The 24270-nt window shown below is 50.1% G+C and carries 21 protein-coding genes; 12 read left to right on the plus strand and 9 right to left on the minus strand.

Annotated elements, in window-relative coordinates; all coding sequences use genetic code 11:
• Positions 1–12: 12 nt before the first annotated feature.
• On the minus strand, positions 13–648 hold the full coding sequence (locus ACM615_RS07330) for a transglycosylase SLT domain-containing protein (protein ID WP_132964095.1): 636 nt from the start codon (positions 646–648) through the stop codon (positions 13–15).
• A 322-nt stretch (positions 649–970) separates the two neighbouring features.
• On the opposite strand from ACM615_RS07330, the gene ACM615_RS07335 reads away from it, so the two are divergent.
• Positions 971–1840 (plus strand): fructosamine kinase family protein, encoded by an 870-nt coding sequence (locus tag ACM615_RS07335; protein WP_112287979.1) that lies wholly within the window; start codon positions 971–973, stop codon positions 1838–1840.
• Between the two features lie 125 nt (positions 1841–1965).
• Here the strand turns inward: ACM615_RS07335 and ACM615_RS07340 are convergent, their stop codons facing one another.
• Complete coding sequence (locus ACM615_RS07340) at positions 1966–2517, minus strand: YniB family protein (protein ID WP_112287980.1); 552 nt, start codon at positions 2515–2517, stop codon at positions 1966–1968.
• Positions 2518–2708: 191 nt separating this feature from the next.
• Here ACM615_RS07340 and hxpB point away from each other — a divergent pair, with 191 nt between their 5' ends.
• The 5 genes from hxpB (at position 2709) to ACM615_RS07365 (ending at position 7635) form a co-directional block, all read left to right on the plus strand.
• Complete coding sequence (gene hxpB, locus ACM615_RS07345) at positions 2709–3374, plus strand: hexitol phosphatase HxpB (RefSeq protein ID WP_112287981.1); 666 nt, start codon at positions 2709–2711, stop codon at positions 3372–3374.
• 296 nt (positions 3375–3670) lie between these two features.
• On the plus strand, positions 3671–4507 hold the full coding sequence (gene kduI, locus ACM615_RS07350; protein ID WP_112287982.1) for a 5-dehydro-4-deoxy-D-glucuronate isomerase: 837 nt from the start codon (positions 3671–3673) through the stop codon (positions 4505–4507).
• 76 nt (positions 4508–4583) lie between these two features.
• The gene (gene kduD / locus ACM615_RS07355) at positions 4584–5345 is read left to right on the plus strand and encodes a 2-dehydro-3-deoxy-D-gluconate 5-dehydrogenase KduD (protein WP_159281504.1); all 762 of its coding nucleotides are present in this window, start codon (positions 4584–4586) and stop codon (positions 5343–5345) included.
• A gap of 152 nt (positions 5346–5497) precedes the next feature.
• Complete coding sequence (locus ACM615_RS07360; RefSeq protein ID WP_120161759.1) at positions 5498–6055, plus strand: metal-dependent hydrolase; 558 nt, start codon at positions 5498–5500, stop codon at positions 6053–6055.
• A gap of 188 nt (positions 6056–6243) precedes the next feature.
• The gene (locus ACM615_RS07365) at positions 6244–7635 is read left to right on the plus strand and encodes an L-cystine transporter (protein ID WP_112287985.1); all 1392 of its coding nucleotides are present in this window, start codon (positions 6244–6246) and stop codon (positions 7633–7635) included.
• A gap of 72 nt (positions 7636–7707) precedes the next feature.
• On the opposite strand, the gene kdgR is transcribed toward ACM615_RS07365, so the two are convergent.
• Positions 7708–8499, minus strand: coding sequence for a DNA-binding transcriptional regulator KdgR (gene kdgR / locus ACM615_RS07370; protein ID WP_112287986.1), 792 nt, complete (start codon positions 8497–8499; stop codon positions 7708–7710).
• A gap of 239 nt (positions 8500–8738) precedes the next feature.
• Between kdgR and ACM615_RS07375 the strand changes: the two genes are divergently transcribed.
• Positions 8739–10136, plus strand: a complete 1398-nt coding sequence (locus tag ACM615_RS07375; protein ID WP_129638531.1) for an MFS transporter — start codon at positions 8739–8741, stop codon at positions 10134–10136.
• A 90-nt stretch (positions 10137–10226) separates the two neighbouring features.
• Here ACM615_RS07375 and htpX read toward each other — a convergent pair whose 3' ends face one another.
• The 4 genes from htpX to ACM615_RS07395 all read right to left on the minus strand — a co-directional run bounded on the left by htpX (position 10227) and on the right by ACM615_RS07395 (position 14741).
• Positions 10227–11108: a protease HtpX gene (gene htpX, locus ACM615_RS07380; protein ID WP_112287988.1), complete on the minus strand. Its 882-nt coding sequence runs from the start codon at positions 11106–11108 to the stop codon at positions 10227–10229.
• 258 nt (positions 11109–11366) lie between these two features.
• On the minus strand, positions 11367–13439 hold the full coding sequence (gene prc / locus ACM615_RS07385) for a carboxy terminal-processing peptidase (protein ID WP_112287989.1): 2073 nt from the start codon (positions 13437–13439) through the stop codon (positions 11367–11369).
• A 19-nt stretch (positions 13440–13458) separates the two neighbouring features.
• Positions 13459–14148 carry an RNA chaperone ProQ gene (gene proQ / locus ACM615_RS07390; RefSeq protein WP_112287990.1) on the minus strand — a complete coding sequence of 230 codons (690 nt, stop codon included), beginning with the start codon at positions 14146–14148 and terminating at the stop codon, positions 13459–13461.
• Between the two features lie 95 nt (positions 14149–14243).
• Positions 14244–14741, minus strand: coding sequence for a GAF domain-containing protein (locus tag ACM615_RS07395; RefSeq protein ID WP_112287991.1), 498 nt, complete (start codon positions 14739–14741; stop codon positions 14244–14246).
• Between the two features lie 257 nt (positions 14742–14998).
• On the opposite strand from ACM615_RS07395, the gene yebS reads away from it, so the two are divergent.
• The 5 genes from yebS (at position 14999) to ACM615_RS07420 (ending at position 23005) form a co-directional block, all read left to right on the plus strand.
• Positions 14999–16246: a membrane integrity lipid transport subunit YebS gene (yebS, locus tag ACM615_RS07400; RefSeq protein WP_112287992.1), complete on the plus strand. Its 1248-nt coding sequence runs from the start codon at positions 14999–15001 to the stop codon at positions 16244–16246.
• Positions 16215–18845 carry a PqiB family protein gene (locus tag ACM615_RS07405; RefSeq protein WP_112287993.1) on the plus strand — a complete coding sequence of 877 codons (2631 nt, stop codon included), beginning with the start codon at positions 16215–16217 and terminating at the stop codon, positions 18843–18845. The genes yebS and ACM615_RS07405 overlap by 32 nt, the downstream gene beginning before the upstream one ends.
• A gap of 207 nt (positions 18846–19052) precedes the next feature.
• Positions 19053–20447, plus strand: a complete 1395-nt coding sequence (gene rsmF / locus ACM615_RS07410) for a 16S rRNA (cytosine(1407)-C(5))-methyltransferase RsmF (protein ID WP_431011877.1) — start codon at positions 19053–19055, stop codon at positions 20445–20447.
• 370 nt (positions 20448–20817) lie between these two features.
• Entirely contained in the window at positions 20818–22539 is a 1722-nt protein-coding gene (locus ACM615_RS07415) for a sensor domain-containing diguanylate cyclase (RefSeq protein WP_129638530.1), read from the plus strand.
• A 223-nt stretch (positions 22540–22762) separates the two neighbouring features.
• Positions 22763–23005: a YebV family protein gene (locus ACM615_RS07420; protein ID WP_112287995.1), complete on the plus strand. Its 243-nt coding sequence runs from the start codon at positions 22763–22765 to the stop codon at positions 23003–23005.
• A 57-nt stretch (positions 23006–23062) separates the two neighbouring features.
• Here ACM615_RS07420 and ACM615_RS07425 read toward each other — a convergent pair whose 3' ends face one another.
• Together ACM615_RS07425 and ACM615_RS07430 are read right to left on the minus strand one after the other, a co-directional pair.
• Entirely contained in the window at positions 23063–23707 is a 645-nt protein-coding gene (locus ACM615_RS07425) for a C39 family peptidase (protein WP_431011716.1), read from the minus strand.
• 93 nt (positions 23708–23800) lie between these two features.
• Positions 23801–24193, minus strand: coding sequence for an ASCH domain-containing protein (locus ACM615_RS07430; protein ID WP_112287996.1), 393 nt, complete (start codon positions 24191–24193; stop codon positions 23801–23803).
• Positions 24194–24270 lie beyond the last annotated feature (77 nt).

Here is a 24270-nt window from a genome sequence, read left to right on the forward strand (position 1 = left end):
TAACTTCAACGCTTATCGCATGGCAAGATAAGCGTTGTTCACCTTCCACAAATAACGCGGTGCCTGAGGTGCAGGATGGTTTTTCTGCACATGCTGGGAAAACTCAGCCGGCGACATCAGATTAATCTTCGCAATGGCGTAGGTTTTATCTTTCGCAAACGTTCTTAGCAATGCCCCTGCCCCGTTCACATAGGCTAATGTGGTCGCATAACGACGGGTTTCAGGGTTGTTAATGCCCGCCAGCTGTTGCTGCAGGATACTCAGATACGCCGTTCCCAGATCAATGTTCACTGCCGGATCTTTCAAATCACGTGGCGTAGGCTGACCGTAACGTCCTTTCATCCGGTAGGCATCGCGTCCTGCCGTTGAGGCCTTTAGCTGCATTAACCCAATCGCATTCGATTTGCTGACAACGGTTGGGTTATATCCAGATTCGACCTGAATGATTGCTTTAACAAGTGTTTCGTCGACGCCGTAAGTATTTGCCGCCTGGTGAATAACATCACCATAAGGCCCCGGGTGCATTAATGAAGTATCGCGCTGAGGTGGCGGCGATGGATTCAAAAAACGCGTAGTTTGAACCGGTGTTTCTTTAGCGCAACCCGCCAGTAATAGCGCGGCCATCAAATAAAGAATGTTTGGTTTCACGTTATCTCTCTCGCGACTGGGACGAGATGTAGCATATACATCTTCTTTCCACACCTGAATATATTTTTAGTCTATTATTATTATTGTTTTGTTAAACAAGGGGGTTAGGAACATGTCGATAAGACAATTCTGCATATAAAACCTCTTTTATGTCACATATTCTGAAAATAACAGATTCATTGATTACGCTCGCATTCCGTCAACATCGTAAATTGCATAAATTAACGTCATCATCTGATTCAGCCGTGCGCCGGATCGGGTTTTTAAACCAGAGAAAACGCTAACTTAATGAATTATCGGGCCAGTCAGAAGGGGTAATACCATGTGGCAAGCCGTCAATCGTTTGTTGAGTGAACACCTTGGCAGTGCTGAAATCCGCGAACGTGTTGAACTGCCTGGAGGTGAAATCCATCCGGCATGGCGGCTGAGCTATGGCGACAGGGATGTATTCGTGAAATGCAATGCGCGCGAGATGTTGCCTATTTTTGCCGCAGAAGCCGATCAACTCGCCCTGCTTGCGCGTAGTCAGACCGTCCGGGTACCAGAAGTTTACGGAGTGGGCAGTGACCGTGATTACAGCTTTCTTCTGCTTGAATACATTCCACAAAAACCGCTGGATGCGCACAATGCGTATGTTTTAGGGCAACAACTTGCCGCTTTGCACCAATGGAGTGAACAGCTGCAATTTGGTCTTGATTTCGATAATGAACTCGCGACACTCCCGCAACCTAATAGCTGGCAACGGCGTTGGGCCACATTTTTTGCTGAGCAGCGGATTGGCTGGCAGTTACAACTGGCGGCAGAGAAAGGCATGACATTCGGTAATATTGAAGATATCACCGCATTAGTACATGCGCGTTTACAGAATCATCAGCCGCAGCCGTCTCTATTACATGGCGATTTATGGCCGCATAACTGCGGGTTATCTGATAATGGTCCCGTTATTTTCGACCCGGCTTGTTACTGGGGCGACAGAGAATGTGATCTGGCCATGTTGCCGTTGTATCCCAATGTTCCACCTCAGCTATATGATGGCTATCAGAGTAAAACGCCTTTACCGGACGGATTCATTTCAAGGCAGCCTCTCTACCAGTTATATTATTTACTTAACCGCAGTAATTTATTCGGCGGTCAACATCTGGTGGTGGCTCAACGCGCGGTAGACAGACTGCTACACGATGACATCAATTAACGCAGCACTCTTTTAGCGTCAAAAAATAAGGCCTGAATACGTGAATATTCAGGCCTTATTTAAATATTTTACATCGTTGGCAACCGATCACTCAACAACGAAATGTTATGAATATGTTGTATGAGCTATCCGGCAATTAACCCTAATAATTTCAAAATGAAATATCCGATAACTGCAATAATGATCGGCAAAATATACAACGGGAAATACTGCACCAAAATGGTGTGCCGGGGTATCACAATGCGTTCTTCAATCTGAGGACGAGTCCGCCCTTCTGCGCCCTTCGCCTGCTCAAGGATAAGCTGATCCTGGATCCCCTCGCGAACATGTTTCACCTGACGGGACATTCTTGCGCCGGATGCCTGAAGCGCCAGCCCCACAAAGATAAGCCAGTAGATGATGAAGAACATGATATTCGCACTTGTCACGCCCTGCCCGAGAGACGGCACCGGCGAGTTGTACCAAAAAACGTTCAAAAATGAAGTGTTAAACTTAATCATATCAACCATCACGTGGACAAAGTCCAGCATAACGGCGTTGATGCCCTGCTCAGTTTTAGTATGCTCATTGATAAAGGTTAGCAATGAGATCAGCGTTGAAAGCAGCGCAGGGATAAAAATAATCCATCCTGCAATCCGTTTAATCACTGCCACACGTCCGGCCTGTTGGTACGTCATGAATTCCCCTTGTTAGGATACCTTAAGCAACAGCTAAGTTTACCCACAGAAAGGTTTTTCCGCCCAATGTTTTAATCAGTTAGCACCTCTTCAGTGCCAGCAACAATGCCATTTGTCCGTAGAACGGATTTCGTCCGCGCGAAAGCCAATGCTAAAGTGAGGATCTATTCACTGTTAGGGAGTCCGCTTTCATGGCTTATGTCCGCCCTGTTAATGCAGCAATTTTCGATATGGATGGTCTGTTAATTGATTCTGAACGGTTGTGGGTTCAGGCAGAACTGGACGTTTTCAGCAGCCTTGGCGTCGATATTTCTCAGCGACATTTGCTGCCCGACACGCTTGGGTTGCGTATCGATCAGGTTGTCAGAATGTGGTATCAGGTATTGCCGTGGCAGGGGCCGGGTCAGGAGGAAGTCGCTTCAATGGTCATTGCCCGTACCATTGAACTGGTAGAACAAACCCGGCCATTGTTACCTGGCGTTAATCACGCGCTGGAATTGTGCCGTGATCAGGGGCTGAAAATTGGCCTCGCCTCAGCGTCACCTTTATTCATGCTTGATACCGTGCTGGAAATGTTCAATCTGCAATCCTATTTTCAGGTTCGCGTATCTGCCGAGAAACTGCCTTACAGCAAACCCCATCCCGAAGTTTACCTGCTGGCTGCCGGCGAGTTAGCGGTCGACCCGCTGAACTGCGTCACGCTGGAAGACTCCTTTAATGGCATGATCGCTACCAAAGCCGCGCGTATGCGTTCGATTGTTGTGCCAGACCATGAATACAGCGTGGATCCCCGCTGGGCGCTGGCGGATGTCAAACTTTCTTCGCTTGAAGAATTACGAGTGACACACATCAGTTAAAATTTATGCGCAGTCGCTCATGTTGCTGCGCACCCTTCCTGTTTTAGCTTTCTTCTTTACTTACCCCCTCTGCCACAATTTTCAAATCTGCGTTTAATTTCGCAAACCTTGAACTGACTCATAAAATAAATAAAACGATATTTCATTTTTATTGAATTCGCATACCAATGAACCTATTCTTTCTGCAACAAGGACGAGCCGGGAGCTCTCCTGCTTCTGTACGCTGTCACTGCCACGCAACGGTCAGACTCGCCCGGTAAGTCCTCCTTAACCGATATCCAACGAGAGGCACCGACATGCAAGTTCGTCAAAGCATTCACAGCGACCATGCAAAAACGCTTGATACCGCTGAATTACGCCGCGAATTTCTCATCGAGAAAATCTTTGAAAAAAATGCCTACACCATGACCTACAGCCATATTGACCGCATCATTGTCGGCGGCGTCATGCCTGCTGAAAAAACGGTGTCCGTGGGCGATGAAGTCGGCAAGCAACTTGGCGTGAGCTATTTCCTCGAACGTCGCGAACTGGGCGTGATCAACATTGGCGGGCCAGGCCTTATTGTGGTTGATGGCACGACGTATGAAATTGGTCATGAAGAAGCGCTGTATGTCGGCAAGGGAGCAAAACTTGTTGAATTCAGTAGCGTTAATGCGACTACACCTGCCAAGTTTTACTATAACAGCGCCCCTGCACATACCACTTTTCCAAACAAAAAGATCACGCTGGCGGAAGCCTCACCACAAACTATCGGCGACGCAGCGACCAGCAACCGCCGCACTATCAATAAATTTATCGTGCCGGACGTACTGGAAACCTGCCAGCTGACCATGGGACTGACCAAGCTTGAAGAAGGTAGCCTGTGGAATACCATGCCTTGCCACACCCACGAGCGCCGCATGGAAGTCTATTTCTACTTCAACATGGAAGCGGAAACTGCGGTATTCCACATGATGGGGCAGCCGCAGGAAACCCGTCATTTATTAGTGCATAACGAGCAGGCGGTGATTTCCCCAAGCTGGTCGATTCATGCGGGCGTAGGGACCAAAAACTACACCTTCATCTGGGGTATGGTGGGAGAAAATCAGGTATTCGACGATATGGATCACGTCAAGGTCAGCGAACTGCGCTAACTCTCTGGCTCTGTCACCGCAGGCGGAGCCACTCAATTTTTATGGCGAACATGCCGTTGCAAAAGAGACTCTGAATATGATCCTCGATTCGTTTGAATTAAACGGCAAAGTCGCCATCGTGACCGGTTGTAACACCGGACTTGGCCAGGGCATGGCGTTGGGTCTCGCTCAGGCGGGTTGCGATATTGTGGGTATCAACCAGTCCGCGCCAGAAGAGACAGAACAAAAGATTATCGCCACCGGCCGCCGCTTTCTCGATTTACGCGCCGACCTTAGCAGTATTATAGAAATCCCGAAGCTTATCGAAAAAGCCGTCTCTGAATTCAGCCATATCGATATCCTGGTCAATAACGCTGGAATTATCCGCCGCGAAGATGCTATCGAGTTCAGCGAGAAAAACTGGGACGACGTAATGAATGTGAACAGTAAGACGCTGTTCTTTATGTCTCAGGCAGTAGCGAAGCAGTTCATTAAACAAGGCAATGGCGGCAAAATCATTAATATTGCCTCTATGTTGTCGTATCAGGGCGGGATCCGCGTTCCTTCCTATACCGCATCTAAAAGCGCAGTCATGGGGATTACCCGGCTGATGGCTAACGAGTGGGCAAAGCATAAGGTTAATGTCAATGCAATCGCGCCGGGTTACATGTCCACCAACAACACCGAGCAACTTCGCGCCGATGGCGATCGCAGCAAAGAAATTATCGACAGGATCCCGGCCGGACGCTGGGGTTTACCGGAAGATGTCATGGGGCCGGTAGTGTTTCTTGCCTCAAAAGCCTCCGATTACGTCAACGGTTACACGATTGCGGTAGATGGCGGCTGGCTGGCGAGATAACTGCTCAGAATGTGACAATCAAAAGGCGTATTTTTATACGCCTTTTTCTTTTTAATCAGTCCGTTGACAATTAGTTACAGGGTGTCTCTTCCAAGATTGTGACAGTTTCACTTATACTGGATAAAATAACAGTTATCCAGTTCGGACGCGTCATGACGGCGGAAGGCCATCTCATTTTCTCAATCGCCTGTGCGGTATTTGCCAAAAAGGCGCAGCTCTCTCCGGAGCTGGCGCACGGCGACTGGTGGCATATTATTCCAGGGTCCCTGCTTACCTGTTTATTGCCCGACATCGACCATCCGAAATCCGTGCTAGGTCAGCGTCTGAAGTGGCTTTCCCATCCAATCGCCCGGGCATTCGGTCACCGCGGTTTTACCCACAGTTTACTGGCTGTGGCGGGCGGTATCTTCCTTTTGCGCACGCATTTTCCGCACGACTGGGTCATTCCGGTAGACGCTTTCCACGCCATGATCATTGGTTATCTGAGCCACATTCTTGCGGATATGCTGACGCCAGCTGGCGTTCCCCTGCTCTGGCCATGTCGCTGGCGCTTTCGTCTGCCGATCATCAACAGTCAAAAAGGCAATCAACTGGAACGGACGTTGTGTCTGATGCTGGTCGGGTTAACGCTGTTCTGGCCCGACTGGACGCCCATCATTGGTGCAATCAATCCTGATATTTTTAATCACATCCTGAAATTGTTCATCTGACCGGCATAAAACACCCGCAACTTGGCGATATTTGATACGAATCAACCCAAAAAGTTATAAAGCATTCTTTTTGGATATAAATGTTCAGGTGTCCAAACTGATATTCTGCTCACCATTGCTTTGGGATGGTGCAAACCCTGTCGGGGACACCCGTTTTAAATATCAAAACTATAAGTCTGGAGTTCGGTATGAATCTTCCGCTCGTTCTTAACGTAGTGGTTTTCGTTGTTCTCCTGTTGCTGCTGGCGCAAACCCGCCACAAGCAATGGAGTCTGGCAAAAAAAGTATTACTCGGTCTGGCCATGGGTGTTGTGTTTGGTCTGGCTTTACAGCTGATCTACGGTTCCGACGATCCGGTACTGAAAACCTCTATTACCTGGTTCAATATTGTCGGTAACGGCTACGTCCAGTTGCTGCAAATGATTGTCATGCCGCTGGTCTTCGTTTCGATTCTGAGTGCGGTAGCAAAACTGCATAACGCGTCTTCGCTGGGCAAAATCAGTTTCCTGACCATCGGTACCCTGCTTTTCACCACGCTGATTGCCTCGCTGGTGGGTATCTTTGTTACCGGCCTGTTTGGTCTGACCGCTGAAGGTCTGGTACAAGGTACGCAGGAAACCGCGCGTCTGACTGCGATTCAGTCAAACTATGTAGGTAAAGTGGCTGACCTGAGCGTGCCTCAGTTAATCCTTTCCTTTATTCCTAAGAACCCGTTTGCTGACCTGACTGGCGCAAGTCCGACGTCAATCATCAGCGTCGTTATCTTTGCTGCTTTCGTGGGTGTTGCCGCCTTGCAGCTGGTAAAAGATGACGCAGAAAAAGGCCCTCGTGTTCTGGTCTTCATCGATACCCTGCAGGCATGGGTGATGAAACTGGTACGTCTGGTCATGAAACTGACCCCGTACGGTGTTCTGGCGCTGATGACCAAAGTGGTTGCCGGTTCCAACATTCAGGACATCATTAAACTCGGCAGCTTCGTGGTCGCGTCTTATCTGGGTCTGGGGATTATGTTTGTGGTTCATGCCGTACTGCTTTCTTTCACTGGCGTGAATCCTGCGAAATTCTTCCGTAAAGTCTGGCCGGTGCTGACCTTCGCGTTCACCAGTCGTTCCAGTGCGGCAACCATTCCGCTGAGTGTTGAAGCGCAAACGCGTCGTCTGGGTATTCCGGAATCTATCGCAAGCTTTGCCGCTTCCTTTGGTGCCACTATCGGCCAGAACGGATGCGCAGGTCTGTACCCGACAATGCTGGCCGTGATGGTTGCACCAACCGTCGGTATTAACCCGTTTGATCCAGTATGGATTGCGACGCTGGTTGGTATCGTGACACTGAGCTCTGCCGGTGTGGCGGGTGTCGGTGGCGGCGCGACCTTTGCTGCGCTGATCGTATTACCTGCTATGGGTCTGCCGGTCACGCTGGTGGCACTGCTTATCTCTGTCGAGCCATTGATTGATATGGGGCGTACTGCGCTTAACGTCAGCGGATCAATGACTGCCGGTACGATTACCAGCCAGTTACTGAAACAGACCGATAAAGAAGTGATGAATTCAGAAGAAACAGCAGAACTGGCACACCGTTAAGTTCAGATTGCTGAAAACAAAAAACCGAAGCCATTGGCTTCGGTTTTTTTATGCCTACATTTCCGCATTTACTCAGAACGGATAGTCGTGGAATCCAATCTGCTCAGAGATATTACGCGCGGCGGTATGCAGCATTTCGACGTAGTGGCTTTTGCTTTCTTCAGAGAAACGGATAGTCGGGAAGGAAATGCTTAACCCGGCAATCACAACGCCAAAGCGGTCAAAAACAGGAACAGCGATACAACGCAGACCTTGTTCCTGTTCTTCATTATCTTCGCCATAACCTTGCTCACGCACCTGCACCAATGCTGCCTGCAAATCGGCTGCATTCATGATGGTATTTTCGGTACTGCGGGTGAATTCAATTTCCTGCAACAGCGTACTGACTTCCGCTTTGTCGCCCCATGCCAGCAGCACTTTACCAATCGCCGTGGTATGCAGGGGATTGCGGCGACCAATGCGTGAATGCATACGCAGGTTGTACATGGAATCAATTTTATGGATGTAGACGATGCCGTCTTCATCCAGCGCGCCAAGGTGAATAGTTTCACGGGTCAGGCGGGACAATTCGCGCATCTGAATATCAGCGCTGCGGATAAGATCGACGTTTTGCAGTGCCTTAGCACCCAGTTCAAACAATTTCAGAGTCAGTGAATATTTCTCTGACTCACCTTCCTGTGCAACATAGCCGAGTGACTTCATGGTCTGAAGGAAACGGTATACCGTACTTTTAGACATCATAACGCGTTGAGAAAGTTCAGTAATACCAATCTCACGTTCTTCGCCCAGCGCCTGTAAAATACCAAAAACTTTCAGGACAGATGAGACGGAATCGGGTTGCTTATCAAGATCTGCGATAGCCATAGGGTGAGTTACCTGCTCGCGTTGGTTTTGTTTCAAAAAAAATAGAACGTGGTTTTTATTATAGTGGTAAGCCTTGTACAGAAGCAATCAACCCATTGATTGAGAATGTAAGAACTGTTAAGCCAGTTTCATTCCCGGCGGAGAGATAAATAATTCATTTCATCATGTGACAATAGTCACTTTACGTTGATTAGCGTAGTAATATTCCCCTTACTGATGACTACGCACTGACAGAACTCATGACTCCAACACCCACTGATGGCTTACCTCTTCCACAACGATACGGCGCGATCCTGGCGATTGCGCTGGGGATCACCGTTTCTGTGCTGGACGGGGCGATCGCAAACGTCGCGCTCCCGACGATTGCCAATGATTTCCATGCCAGTCCGGCGACGTCAATCTGGGTGGTGAATGCCTACCAGCTGGCGATTACCATTTCGCTGCTTTCTCTGGCATCGCTTGGCGATATTTTCGGCTACCGCCGCATTTATCAGACCGGGCTGTTGGTGTTTAGTATCACCTCACTTTTTTGCGCCCTCTCAGATTCTCTGCTGACACTGACGGTCGCCCGCGTTTTACAAGGTTTTGGCGCCGCCGCGATCATGAGTGTGAACACCGCGCTTATCCGGATTATTTATCCTCAGCGATTCTTAGGGCGCGGCGTGGGCATTAATGCGCTGATTGTGGCCGTGTCTGCTGCTGCCGGACCGACCATCGCTGCGGGCATCCTTTCTGTCGCGTCATGGCAATGGCTGTTTGCCATCAACGTGCCGATCGGTATTGTTGCTCTGATTCTGGGTCTGAAGTTTCTGCCAGCGAACTCCACACGCAGTCAGGGGCAGCGTTTTGATATTACCAGCAGCGTGATGAACGCTCTGACCTTTGGTCTACTGATCAGCGCCATCAGCGGGTTTGCGCAAGGAATGAATCATATGCTGATCCTCGGCGAAGTCATTGCCCTTCTGGTCATTGGCTGGTTCTTTGTTCGCCGTCAGCTGACGAGACCCTTCCCGCTGCTGCCGGTTGATTTGCTGCGTATTCCGATTTTCAGTATGTCGCTCGGGACTTCCCTGTGCTCTTTCAGCGCACAGATGCTGGCATTTGTTTCCCTGCCCTTCTTCCTGCAAAACACATTGGGTCTGAATTCAGTTGAAACCGGCCTTCTGCTGACGCCGTGGCCGCTGGCGACGATGGTGATGGCGCCGATTGCAGGCCGACTGGTGGAGCGCTTCCATCCCGGAATGCTGGGCGGAATTGGTCTGGTGGTCTTTTCATTCGGATTGTTTTCACTTTCATTACTGCCACCCGAGCCTTCGCATCTGAACATTATCTGGCGCATGTTACTCTGCGGAGCCGGTTTCGGGTTATTTCAGTCACCCAATAACCACACAATTATCAGCTCAGCACCGCGCAATCGCAGTGGCGGAGCCAGTGGCCTGTTGGGTACAGCGCGCCTTCTGGGACAAACTACCGGCGCGGCAATGGTCGCACTGATGTTTAACCTGTTCCCTCAGCACGGTACGCACGCTTCTTTGATCCTCGCCGGAACTCTCGCAGGCACTGGCGCTCTGGTCAGTCTGCTGCGAATGACGCAAAAAACCAGCAGTCAGCGTGAAGCAGAAAACGCTAAGCTGTAAAATTCAGGCATGAAAAAGCCCGGCTATAATGGCCGGGCTTCTATTAACCAATCATCGCCAGAGGCTGATTATTGGCTTCTTATTTGCGTCTTATTTAATGTATGCACCGCTGCGCAATGCTTCAATACGCTTATCCAGCGGCGGGTGAGACATAAACAACTCACTGAATGATTTCGATTTACCGTTAATACAGAACGCCATCATGCTTCCCGCTTCCTGCGGTTCATGACTGGTTTTCAGACGCTGCAATGCAGCAATCATTTTCTCACGACCTACCAGTTTTGCAGAACCCGCATCGGCATGGAATTCACGGTGACGCGAGAACCACATGGTGATGATGCTGGCCAGAATACCGAATACCAGTTCCAGCACAGTTGCCACGGCAAAATAAATCAACGGGTTACCGTTACTGCTCTCTTCGCCATCACGGTTGCCGGAAAGGAAACCAGAAGCCACCTGCGCGATAATACGTGAAATGAAGATAACGAATGTGTTCACCACACCCTGGATCAGGGTCATAGTCACCATGTCGCCATTCGCAATGTGGCTGATTTCGTGGGCGATAACCGCTTCGGCTTCATCCTGACTCATGCTTTGCAGCAGTCCGGTGCTGACAGCTACCAGAGAGGCATCGCGGCGCGCGCCTGTCGCGAACGCATTAATATCTGGCGCGTGATAAATCGCGACCTGTGGCATACCAATACCTGCCTGCTGAGACTGACGACGAACGGTTTCCATTAACCAGCGTTCAGTTTCATTGCGAGGTTGCTCGATAACTTCACCACCCACCGAGCGTAACGCCATCCATTTAGACATCAGCAACGAGACAATTGCACCACCGAAGCCAAACAGCCCGGCCATGATCATCAATCCCGGCACGCTGCTGTGCTGAATGCCAGTCAGGCTAAGCACCAGCCCGAATACCAGCATAACGGCCAGGTTAGTCAGCAGGAACAACGCTATACGCATCATAAAATTTTACTTCCTCATTGTTACTTCATTGTTATTGGCAGAGTTTAACCACCGGCACATAGCACACCCGGCTGTACTGATCCTATGGGCTTCTTACTAAGATTCAAGAGCCCGTGCGTTCTGAAGGTCTAAAATCACAATACTTTACATTTTGAAGCGTTTTATTTCACAGACAAGCCTGAAATTTAGAAGATTTTTCATAATTCACGCATAAAAAAAGCGCACCGGAGTGCGCTTCTTATTTGTCCAACTGCGTGCTTATTTCGCAGCAGTCTGGTCGGCCTGAGCCTTTTCCAGTTTGCCGAGATCAACAGCAATATGGTCAGCTTCATCGAGATAAGGATCCGGAGCAACGTAGTCTTTCGGCAAATCGTCGAGAGATTTAAGCGGCTTCTTACCTTCACGCTTGAAGCGTTCATTCAGACGGCTAAGACGCAGGGCATCGTCCTCTTTATCTTCTTTATCACGCTGCGCGTAATTCAGAGAGGCGATGTTACGTTTGTCTTTCAGCGCCTTGTAATGGGCAATGTCTTGCTGGATGTACTGGAACTCTGGATCTTTCGCAATACGGGCTTCATGGTCTTTCAGCAATTCAGGCAGGAACGGTTTCATGTCGCCTAATTTGGTGTAAGTTGCCGCGTTAATGCTATCCCACGGAAGTGCGTTATCTTCGAACTTCTCGCCGGTTTCAATCGATTCAATACCGGTTGGCATCAGAATGTCCGGGGTCACCCCTTTACGCTGAGTACTGCCACCGTTGATACGATAAAACTTCTGGATAGTGTATTGCACGGAACCGAGTGCAGGCCATTCCGGGCGCAGCATTTGGTCATAAATACGGTTCAGCGAGCGGTATTGCTGAACGGTACCTTTACCGAAGGTTGGCTCACCGACAATCAGCGCACGACCGTAATCCTGCATTGCGGCTGCAAAGATTTCGGAAGCAGAAGCACTGAAGCGATCAACCAGAACCACCAGCGGGCCTTTATAGTAAACGACGCCATCGGTATCGCTGTCCTGACGGATGCGGCCGTTGTTATCGCGAACCTGAACCACCGGGCCACTCGGAATAAACAGACCAGACAACGAAACCGCTTCAGTCAGTGCACCACCGCCGTTAGTACGGAGATCGATAACCAGACTGTTGACGTTCTGCTTCGCCATTTTCTGCAACTGAACTTTTACGTCATCCGTCAGGCCAACGTAGAAACCAGGAATGTCCATCACAGCGACTTTTTGAGCGCCAACATTCTTAATGGTCATTTTAACTGCGCGGTCTTCCAGACGGATTTTCTCGCGAGTCAGCGTGATCACGTGGTTTTTAGCATTCTTGCCGGCCGGCAAGATTTGCAGACGGACTTTGCTGCCTTTCGGCCCTTTGATGAGCGCGACGACGTCATCAAGACGCCAGCCAATCACATCGACAATTGGCGTTTGTTTTCCTGCCTGAACCTGGCCTACACCGACAATACGGTCACCGACTGCAATAGCTTTGCTTTTGGCCGCCGGGCCGCCAGCTACCATCGAATTGATGACTGTGTAATCGTCGTCGCCCTGCAATACCGCGCCAATACCTTCCAGAGACAGGCTCATTTCGGTATTAAACTGCTCGGTGCTGCGGGGCGAGAGATAGTTGGTGTGCGGATCGATTTCATGCGCGAAGGCATTCATCACCAGCTGGAAAACATCTTCGCTGTTACTTTGTGTCAGGCGTTTCATCGCAAAATGATAACGCTTGGAGAGCACGTCACGGATTTCCTGATCGTTTTTGCCAGTCAGTTTGAGGTTCAGCTCGTCATATTTGACTTTCGCATCCCACAATTTGTCCAGCTCAGCGCGGTCTTTCGGCCACGGTGCTTTAGTGCGATCAAGTTCAATCGTGTCGTTGCCCGTGAAATCCATCGGGCGCTCAAGCACTTTCAACGCATAGTCATAGCGTTCAAAGCGGCGTTTTTGAGCCAGATTGAAAAGAGCATATGGCGTGGTTAACTGACCGGTTTTCAGTTCCTCACCCAAGGTTGCACGTTTATCAGTAAACTGTGCGACATCGGAAGCCATTAATACGTTATGGCCATAATCGAGCATGTTGAGGTAACGGTCGAAGATTTTCGCTGAGAAATCTGCATTAAGGTCGAACTGACGATAATGTGAACGGGTAAAGCGAGCAGTAACACGCTCGCTCACCGTTGCATCCTGAGGATCCTGAGTTAAATTAGGGAGTTGAGCGAGAGTCACCGGTGTACTCTCGTTCGCTGCAAAGCTGGTGTTCACCAGCCCTGCTCCTGCCATTAACAGACCCGCAATAACGCTTAATCTGACAAATTTGTTCATGCCTGAGTTGGCCTCCGTATCAGAACTGCAAGTGTTCTGCGCGCACGATCATCGCCAGACCCGAAGAGAGTTGAACGCGTACACCGTCTTTGGCAATTTCCAAAACGGTTGCATCCATTGCACTCTGTCCTGCTCTGACTTTGATTTCCTGGCCAATTTGCAGTTTTGAAATGTCTGTTACTGGCACCTGACGCGGTTCACGTTTTTCCTCACGCGGTGGGCGAGGTGTACGTGGTTTGCGATTTTCCTGACCAGCTACAGCAGCGGGCGCATTTTCACGACGCGGCGCGGGTTTTTTACCGGCCGGACGTGGACGACGTGGCTCAGTGGTTTCACCGGCTTCACGACGTTTAGCCTGTTGTTCTGCACGTTGTGCCTGAACGCGGGCTTTTGCTTCTTCCAACTGTTTACGGGCATGTTCAACGTGCTGCTCTTCGAGAACGCCACATGAATTACCATCAAGGTCAACGCGTTCCGCGCCAACTTTGACGCCGTACAGATAGCGCCAGCTTGAGGTATACAGACGCAGAGCAGAGCGTAACTGAGTTTTGCTCAGATTCTCTTCACCTTGCACGCGCTCGACCAAATCCGCAAAGATACCGATCTTTAATGGGCGTGCTTCGCCTTCGGCGGTAAAACAGAGCGGGAACCGCTCAGCCAAAAAGGCGATGACTTCTTTACTACTGTTCAACTTAGGTTGATTTTCCATGAAATTTCCTGATTACAACGGGTTTGCCAACCGGCGCAGGCATGAACAGGCGTCATTATAATGACGCCGTTATTAAATGCCACGTTATCCGACGATCAACTTACGATCAGATTGACATATTTTTCAGCATCGCAGTTTTCGAGATGCTGGCAAAGCCCGCTGACTAACTCTGTCAGCCCCTGTTCATCGGCTTCGTCGAAGCGTTGATAAACGGTGCTATCAATGTCTAATACGCCGATCACTTTGCCATTTACTGTTACTGGCAGAACGATTTCGGCATTACTTGCTGCGTCACAGGCGATATGGCCCGGGAAGGCATGAACATCACCCACACGTTGCACAGTATTTTCCGCCACTGCCGTACCGCAAACACCTTTTCCTACCGGAATACGCACGCAGGCAATTTTACCCTGGAATGGTCCCAGCACCAGCGTTGTGCCATCCATCAGATAAAAACCTACCCAGTTAACGCCTTCAAGACGTTCAAAAAGTAAGGCACTCGCATTCGACAGAGTCGCAATAAAATTGTTTTCTCCGGCGATCAACGCGCTCAAATCACGTTTTAATTCCGTGTAGAATGCTTCTTTATTCATGCAGTAACCAATAATAACCTAAGAGCACTGAGCCATTCTGTTGTGCTTAACCCCTATAAAATAAGCATTATATGCCCATATGAACAAGGTTAATCCTGTGTGACATCAAAAAGACTCACCTACAATAACTGTTTGCCGACCGCATAATACGTTATTTTGTCAAAAAAACCTGGCTGATCTTGGCCTGATGGCCTCGCCTGACCCCTTCGCGGGATGCGTAATTGTAACAACAGGTATTCTTTACTATTTCAGGCACTATGAAAATACACACAATTTCAGCCCAGATACCACAGATTCGCTATCAGCGATGCAGCGAGTGTGACACGCTTTTCACACTTCCGTCGCTGCAACGCACGCAGACAGCTCATTGTCCGCGTTGTAACGCGAAAGTTGAAAAAGGCAGGGTTTGTTCCCTGCCGCGACTGATCACGATGGCTATCAGCATATTATTGCTGATGCCTTTCGCGTATACCGAACCGCTGATCAGCATTCGTCTGCTGGGGACACGCATTGACGCCAGTTTGCTTGAAGGTATCTGGCAGATGTCGCAACAGGGTGATCCCGTGACCGCCAGCATGGTGGCCTTTTGTACCATCGGTGCGCCGCTGACACTCGCAGTATCCATTCTTTATTTACATTTTGGCAGCAAACTTGGGATGAATCTGAAACCAGTGCTGCTGATGCTAGATCGCCTCAAAGACTGGGTGATGCTGGATATTTATCTGGTAGGAATGGCCGTTGCCAGCATCAAAGTTAAAGAATATGCCGACATCAACGTCGGTATTGCGCTAGCCGCCTATCTGATGATGACGCTGATGGTCACGCTGACCATGATAAATCTCAACATCGAGCAGTTATGGGAAGAGTTTTACCCGCAGCGTCAGCCAAAAGGATTGCCCTCTTCATTGCGGCTGTGCCTGGCCTGTAAATTCACCGGTATCCCGGATGAGCGCGGACGCTGCCCGCGCTGCCATGTTCCGATGCGTCTGCGCTATAAGCACAGTTTGCAGAAAACCTGGGCTGCTCTGATTGCCGCTATTGTCTTTTTAATCCCGGCCAATTTACTGCCCATTTCTATCATCTATGCCAACGGGCAACAGCTGAAGGACACTATATTTTCCGGTGTTGTGTCGCTCGCCACATCGGGGAACGTACCGATCGCCGCCATTGTATTTATCGCCAGCGTGCTGGTGCCATTTACCAAAGTGATCGTGATGCTGACGCTGCTTCTCAGCATTCATTTCAAAGCGATTCAGGGACTCAAAACACGTATCCGCCTTTTCCGTCTGGTGCACTGGATCGGACGCTGGTCGATGCTGGATTTGTTTGTTATTTCATTAATGATGTCGCTGGTTAACCGAGACCAGCTTTTGTCTTTTACGATGGGACCGGCCGCCTTTTACTTTGGCGCTGCCGTAATTCTGACCGTTCTTGCCGTTGAATGGCTTGATAGCCGCTTGATTTGGGATGCACATGCAACAGGAAACGCCGAATACACCGACTGAAGCACGTATTAAACACAGACGCCGGATTTCGCCGTTCTGGCTTCTGCCGTTTATTGCTTTACTGATCGCCGGATGGTTGATTTACAGCAACTATCAGGAACGTGGAAACACTGTGACTATCGATTTCCAGTCAGCGGCAGGTATTGTCGCTGGCCGTACGCCGGTGCGTTATCAGGGCGTGGAAGTTGGCACGGTGGAATCGATCAGCCTGACGAAAGACCTGCGCACTATTCAGGTGAAAGTCAGTATTAAAAGTGACTTGTCTGATGCCCTGCGTGAAGGCACACAGTTCTGGCTGGTCACTCCGAAAGCGTCACTTGCGGGCGTTTCAGGACTTGATGCGCTGGTGGGCGGTAACTACATCGGCATGATGCCAGGGCCTGGAAAAGAGAAAGACCACTTTGTGGCGCTCGATACACAGCCTAAATTCCGTCTCAATACCGGCGAACTGATGGTCCATCTGCATGCCAAAGATCTGGGTTCACTGAACACCGGTTCGCTGGTGTATTACCGTAAAATTCCGGTCGGTAAGGTTTATGATTACGATATTGAAAGTGGCAATGAAGGCGTGACGATCGACGTACTGGTCGACAAACGCTTTGCAAATCTGGTCAAAGAAAATACCCGTTTCTGGAACGTTTCAGGCTTTAAGGCAGATTTGAGTCTGAGCGGAGCGAAAGTTCAGATGGAAAGTCTGGCAGCACTGGTGAATGGCGCGATCGCTATGGATTCCCCGAATGACGGGAAACAGGCAAAAGCCGATCAGTCATACGTGCTCTATCCGGATCTGGCGCAAAGCCAGCGTGGTGTGGAAATCAATCTGGATTTACCCGATGGTAACGGGCTATCCGAAGACCAGACACCACTGATGTATCAGGGCTTACAAGTCGGTACGCTGACCAAAATCACATTACAGCCGGATAATAAAGTCACCGGTAAACTGACGGTTGATCCTTCAGTGCTCGACATGATGCGTACCGGCACGCGCATTGAAATGAACAGTCCGAAAATCAGCCTCAATAATGCCAATCTCAGCCAGTTGCTGACCGGTAATACGCTGGAACTGATCCCCGGCGATGGTGAGCCGCAAAAGCATTTTGTGGTGCTCGACAGTAATCAGCGATTGTTGCAGAACCCTGACATACTCAAAGTTCAGCTGATTGCACCGCAGAGTTACGGTATTGATGCGGGGCAGCCCATTAAACTTTACGGCCTCAACGTCGGCACCATTATTGACCGGACGCTAACAGACGAAGGCATTGTGTTTAATGTTGCTATCAAGCCGGAATATAAAAACTTGCTGCATAAAGACAGCAAGTTTGTGGTCAACAGCCGGGTTGATGTGAAACTGGGTGTCGATGGTATGGAAGTCCTTGGTGCCAGCGCTCAGGAATGGGTCGATGGTGGTGTGCGTATTATTCCAGGCACCAAAGGCGCACCTGCACAAAAATATCCGCTTTACAGTAATGCCGAAAAAGCTGCCGAAGGCATTCAGGGCGAGCAACCGGGCGCCACGCTGACACTGACCGCTAAAAGCCTGCCTGATGTTCAGACAGGTTCAGTCGTGCTTTACCGGAAATTCCAGGTAGGCCAGATAGTCAATGTCCGTCCTAAAGCCAATGAATTTGAAGTTGATGTTTATATTCAGCCGCAATATCGCAACCTGCTGACAGAGAAGACCATTTTCTGGGCAGAAGGTGGCGCTAAAGTACAGCTCAACGGCAGCGGGCTGACCGTTCAGGCCTCACCGCTGGATCGCGCGCTTAAAGGCGCTATCAGCTTCGATAATCTTGATGGCGTCACAGCCAGCAAAGGGGCGAAGCGTGTTCTGTATGATTCAGAAACTTCGGCACGCGCAGTTGGCAGCCAGATAACGCTGAATACATATGATGCCAGTAAGCTTTCCGCCGGCATGCCTATTCGTTATCTGGGCATCACCATCGGTCAGGTGGAGTCGCTGAAACTGGATCCGCAACTGAATCAGGTTTCCGCCAAAGCCGTGTTGTATCCGGAATACGTTGAAAACTTTGCCCGTCGCGGAACCCGGTTCTCAATCGTTTCACCGGAAATTTCGGCCGGTGGCGTCAGCAATCTCGATACGCTTCTCCAGCCCTACATTAATGTAGAAGCAGGCAAAGGCGCGCCAGCGCGCAACTTTGATTTGCAGGACTCCACCATCACCGACTCGCGCTACACGGATGGTCTGGGTATCGTGGTCGATGCCGCCGAAGTCGGTTCATTGCAAATCGGCACGCCGGTGCTGTTCCGCGGAATTGAAGTCGGTACCGTATCGGGCTTCTATCTGGGCGCCATGGCGGATCGGGTGAATGTGACGCTTCGTATCAGTAAAAAATATCAATATCTGGTGCGGGAAAACTCCGTGTTCTGGCTGGCCTCTGGTTACGACCTGCAATTCGGTCTGACCGGTGGCGTGTTCAAAAGCGGCACATTCCAGCAATTTATTCGCGGAGGTATCGCCTTTGCGACGCCGCCAACCACGCCACTGGCGCCGAAAGCCGCCAACGGTAATCATTTCCTGCTTAATCCTGAAGCACCAAAAGACTGGCAGAAATGGGGAACGGCAATCCCGAGAAATTAACCGATATTATGTTGATCAGGGCCACCTTCGGGTGGCCTTTTCTTTATCAGGCAACGCGCGCAGCCCTCTCATCACGGGTAAATATGGTAAACTCCGCGGCAGAAAATCTTCTTCAGCTCTGGAACCTCACCTTTGTCAAAGCTCACTACCGCCAGCACTTTTACTGATAAATTACCCGCCGCTTTTCTGGAAGCCACACGCGCAGTCATGCCCGCTGAACTGAGCATGGACGATTTTATTGCAGCCTGCCAGCGCCCTCTCCGCCCCAGTCTGCGGGTGAATACCCTGAAAATAAGCGTGACGGATTTCCTTGAACTTGCCGGCAATTATCAGTGGGATTTGGAGCCTGTGCCCTGGTGTGCGGAAGGTTTCTGGATAAACCGCAACGTCCTGGACGATACACGTCTGGGCAATGCCTTATCGCATCTGGCCGGCCTTTTCTATATTCAGGAAGCCAGTTCCATGTTGCCGGTCACGGCGTTATTTGCCAACGATACCCAACCGGTTCTGGTGATGGATGTGGCTGCTGCACCCGGCTCTAAAACCACGCAAATCGCGGCGCTGATGGAAAATCGGGGTGGCATTATTGCCAATGAATATTCCGCCAGCCGCGTCAAAGTGCTGCACGCAAATATCAGCCGCTGTGGCGTCAGTAATACGGCGCTGACTCACTTTGACGGACGCGTATTTGGTGCTGCTCTGCCTGAAACGTTTGACGCTATCCTGCTTGATGCGCCCTGCTCCGGCGAAGGCGTTATCCGCAAAGACCCCGACGCCATGAGCAACTGGTCTGAAAACAGCGTGACTGAAATTGCCTCGACTCAGCGTGAACTGATCGACAGCGCGTTTCATGCGCTTAAACCTGGCGGTGTTTTGGTCTACTCCACCTGCACCCTTAACGCACAGGAAAACCAGCAGGTCTGTCAGTGGTTACTCGATACCTACAGGGATGCGGTTGAAGTGGAGTCGCTGGCCCAGTTATTCACAGACGCCGGTAAAGCCGTCACACCGGAAGGCTATTTGCACGTATTTCCGCAGGTTTATGACAGCGAAGGTTTCTTTGTCGCGCGCTTTCGTAAAACCGATTCTGTTCCGCGTCTGCCAGTCCCGGGATATAAAGTGGGGCGTTTCCCGTTCTCGCCACTTTCCCGTCAGGACAGCGCCGAAATTATCAAGGCTGCGGGTCTTTCAGGGCTTTCCTGGCCTGAGAAACAATACACAATATGGCAGCGTGATAAAGAAATCTGGCTGTTCCCTGCCGTGCTGGAACCTGTTTTTGGCAAAGTCCGTTTTTCCCGTATCGGCGTGCGGCTGGCGGAGCGTTTTCCGAAAGGATTTCGCTGGCAGCATGAAGCCGTGGTGGCTTTCAGTGTCAAAGATGCCAAAAACCGCTTTGAGATAAATGATGAACTGGCGCAAAGCTGGTTCCGTGGCGTCGATATCTATCCGGACGACACGCCACCCGCTGATGAATGTCTGGTGACCTGGCTTGGCCAGCCATTGGGATTGGCAAAACGCATCGGTAGTCGTATTAAAAACAGCCTGCCGCGTGAACTGGTGAGAGACGGTGCGATACGTCCGCAGACATTGCCGAACGATTAATCAGACTTAACTTTCCCGCAATCTTCTGTGCCAGAGGAGCATTCCGACGGCGCAGAATATTCTGCTTAACCTTCATTCATACCGACAAAAACACCTTATAACGGCATTTCTGTGAATACTGTGCAACTGAACTTTTAGGTGAAATCACGGTGCCAAAGTGTATATAACAATTAGTAGCAGAGCATTTTATGCTTCATATATCGGATAGCGACTTATATTATCAAGAAAGGTTTATTGAATTATAAGTAGGAATAATCCTATCGTGGCATGTATTATTGCCATCAAGATAACATTGTCAGTGATATATCATTTTCAGATATAAATCTTAATGCCTGATGTTGAGTAAAGACCTGCCAGTCGGAGAAGTATCATGTCGGATGAAATGAAACTCGAATCAGCAGATGGGCTGCTTTTACAGCAAATGGCCAGCCTGCGAGACATTATCGATAACAATTCTGACTGGATCTGGGAAGTCGATGCGCAGGGGCGTTATGTTTTCTCCTCCAACAAATGCATCGAGTTCCTGGGCGTTCCGCCTGAAAAAGTATTAGGGAAAACCCCTTTCGATTTTATGCCTCCGGATGAAGCCCGCCGCGTTGGCGAGCAATTTGCTGCCATCGTTGAGCGTCGCGCCCCTTTCGGTGGATTACTGAACCGTAATATCCGCCCGGACGGCACTGAAGTCATTCTCGAAACCAGCGGTGTTCCGCTCTTTGATGATGACGGGAATTTCCGTGGCTATCGCGGGATTGATCGCAATCTGACCAGCCTCGATCAGGCGCCGGGTCAGCGTCTCTTCCAGCTAGAAACAATCTATTCCAATGCGCCGGTTGGCCTGTGTTTCATTGATTTGCAGATGCGATACGTCACGGTCAATGACGCAATGGCCACTATTATCGGCCTGCAACCCTACGAAGCGATCGGCCGAAAAGTCGGCGTTTTCCTGCCAGGGCTTTCCCCTCTGCTGAATAACGCGCTGGAACTGGCCCAGCGTAACGAAACAACACCCGATCGTGAGTTTTCCGTTCCCGGAAAAAATCAGGTTTTCTTCGTGCGCATTAAAGCAGCTTATGATGGTCAGAATCAGCTGAATGGCCTTTCCGTCGCGATGACTGACATTACCAGCCTCAAACGAATGGAAAGAGCCCTGCGCGAAAGCCAGGAGCATTATCGCAACATGGTTGAGCTCAACCCGCAAATCCCGTGGACAGCCGATCCGCGCGGGATGCTCAATGATGTCAGTTCACGCTTTCAACGGATAACCGGCATGACCCGGCAGGATATTCTGGCCGACAAGTGGATCCAGAGTATGCATGTGGAAGACCGCCGCGCCGCCGTTCAGACCTGGGAACAATGCCTGAAAACAGGCGCGCCGCTGGATATTGAAGTCCGCTTTTGTCACGTAGATCGCGGCTGGAACTGGATGCGTATCCGCGCTGCGGCAAGTTACGCCACCGATGGCTCGATTCAACGCTGGTACGGTACCGCTGAAGACGTTCATGAGCGCAAATTGCTGGAACTGAAACTGGTCAAAGCCAACCGTCGGCTGGAAATCCAGGCACGCACAGATTCACTGACCAAACTGCCTAACCGCCGCGAGTTCAAAAAAGTGCTCAGCCACGAATACATGCGCGCCAAACGGAACCGCACGCCGCTGACCGTAGTGATGATCGACATAGACTACTTCAAACACTTTAACGACCATTATGGTCATCTTTCCGGCGATGCCTGCCTGCGTTTAGTCGCACGCACCTTGCGCAAATCACTCAAACGCAGCACTGACGTCGTGACACGTTTTGGCGGTGAAGAGTTCGCTGCCATTCTGCCGGATACTGACCTGAAAGGCGCATGGATTGTCGCACAACACATTATGGAATCGATTGAATCGCTGGGCATCAAGCATAGCTTCAGCGAATTTAACCGCGTCACCATCAGTCAGGGGATTGCGACTTATATGCCGGACCAGGATCCAGGCATTGAAGATCAGTCGGATATCGTCAGTGCCGCAGATGAGGCCTTGTATCTGTCCAAAAATAATGGCCGCAACCAGATTAACGCGATGCCTGTGTCAGTAAGATTTAATCAGCTTTAATCCTTTTCCGAGCCGCTGCGTTTAGCATAAGGCGGCTCCCGGCATCTCAACACCGCTACGCCCGGTTCAAAATCCTGCCTCTTCTGGTCATCCATAAAAAAGAGTATCCGCAAAAATTCGGGTGGCGCTTTTTGTGCTGTCGACTATTCTCAAATAAGGCAGACCAACTGGTCATACCTGATGTTGTTGAAATGGCTTACTTCACTCTGGCGAGGAGTATCAGATGGGAAAATCGATTATCCGGATTGGCAGTTACGAAATTGACGATGCACATCTTTCAACGCCTGAAGCAAAAGGCGGCGATAAGGTGCATATTCCGTGCAAATCAGACCCTGATTTGTGTATGCAGCTTGATGCCTGGGATGACCACACCAGCGTTCCGGCAGTCCTCGATGGCCGTCATTCTGTGTTGTATAAAGAAAAGTACGACGAACAGAAAGATGAGTGGATCATGCGACTGGAGTAACACAGCGTGGCGAACGGAACTGAGTTCGCCACGCCGCTTGCGGTCGGACGGCGTGAGTTACTTTTGAGTTTTTTTGACCAGAGAAATACCCCGCCCGGCAAAAAAGCGCGCGAAAGTTTCCACAGGTAACGTGACATCCTGTTGGGTAGAAACATCGTGACCGGAAGGATTATGGAAGGTCACAGTCTGAGCATCCGCTCGCGTTACCAGCACCAGATGACCGCCTTTATGCGGGGGTGTGGAGTCCGGGATACGAACCGAAGGATGCACCGAAGCCATAAAAAACCGGTGTTCCTGCAGCTGACCGGCAATTTCTTGTGCCGAGATATCTACCTTCACCTGAGCTTCAAGCCCCAACTCCTGCCGGACATATTCAACAAAAGGCGCGTAGATCAGCCCCTTAATGTTGTCACCCTCGCGAATATATGCCCCGTAGGACAAGCTGCGGTAGGTGAGTTTCAAAACAGGCACTACTTTGCCTGAAACAGCGGCCAGCACCATTTTCAGGCAACACATCCCGCAAACATGGTTTGCCCACTCAATAAATTCCTGCTGATCTGATGCGCCGGACTGAGGCCACAAACTGATATCACTGAGTTTGATATCTCCGGCAATAATCCCGGCCGCACAGTCAGGATCTTCCCACTGGTTAAAATAAGGGACTGCGGAAGAAGCAGAAAACGATGGCTGATTAACGGACATGACGTATTCCTGGTCGAACACTGAAAACATCAGGTTGATCATTTCACTGACGAATGAAAAGGCCTGATTTCTGCATCAGGCCTCTGGAAGGGTTTAGAACTTTTCAACCATCCGGAACTTCATGAGTAACAGAGGCATAGTCGGTTCAAACATTTCATATTCCTCAAAGAAACGCTGGTGCTCTTTGCGCCAGTATTCCAGCGTCCGGTCACCTTCTCCTTCTTCCCAGGCATGTTGTTCTGTTACCTGATCAAAAGGCACTTGTTTCACTTCGGTCAGTTGCACGGCACACACCGGATTATTGCGGCCATCAACTACCACAAAGATTTCGCCCGGCTCAGGTTCAGGATCATCATCAAGATTTGAACAGGTGGCGGTTTTTGTGCCAGCAATAACGCGCTTAGCCAGTTCGTCAGCTGACGATTCAGTATCACCAAACGACCAGCGCTCTGCGTCCCTGTATTTGAGTGGGATCTGCGGAATCATAATTTATCCTTTCAATTGAGATAGTTCACTGCCATTACAGTTAAACATTAGCACAAAAAAACCCGCCGCAGCGGGTT

The sequence above is a fragment of the Rahnella sp. PAMC25617 genome (assembly GCF_050606005.1).
Classification (GTDB): Bacteria; Pseudomonadota; Gammaproteobacteria; order Enterobacterales; family Enterobacteriaceae; genus Rahnella; species Rahnella variigena.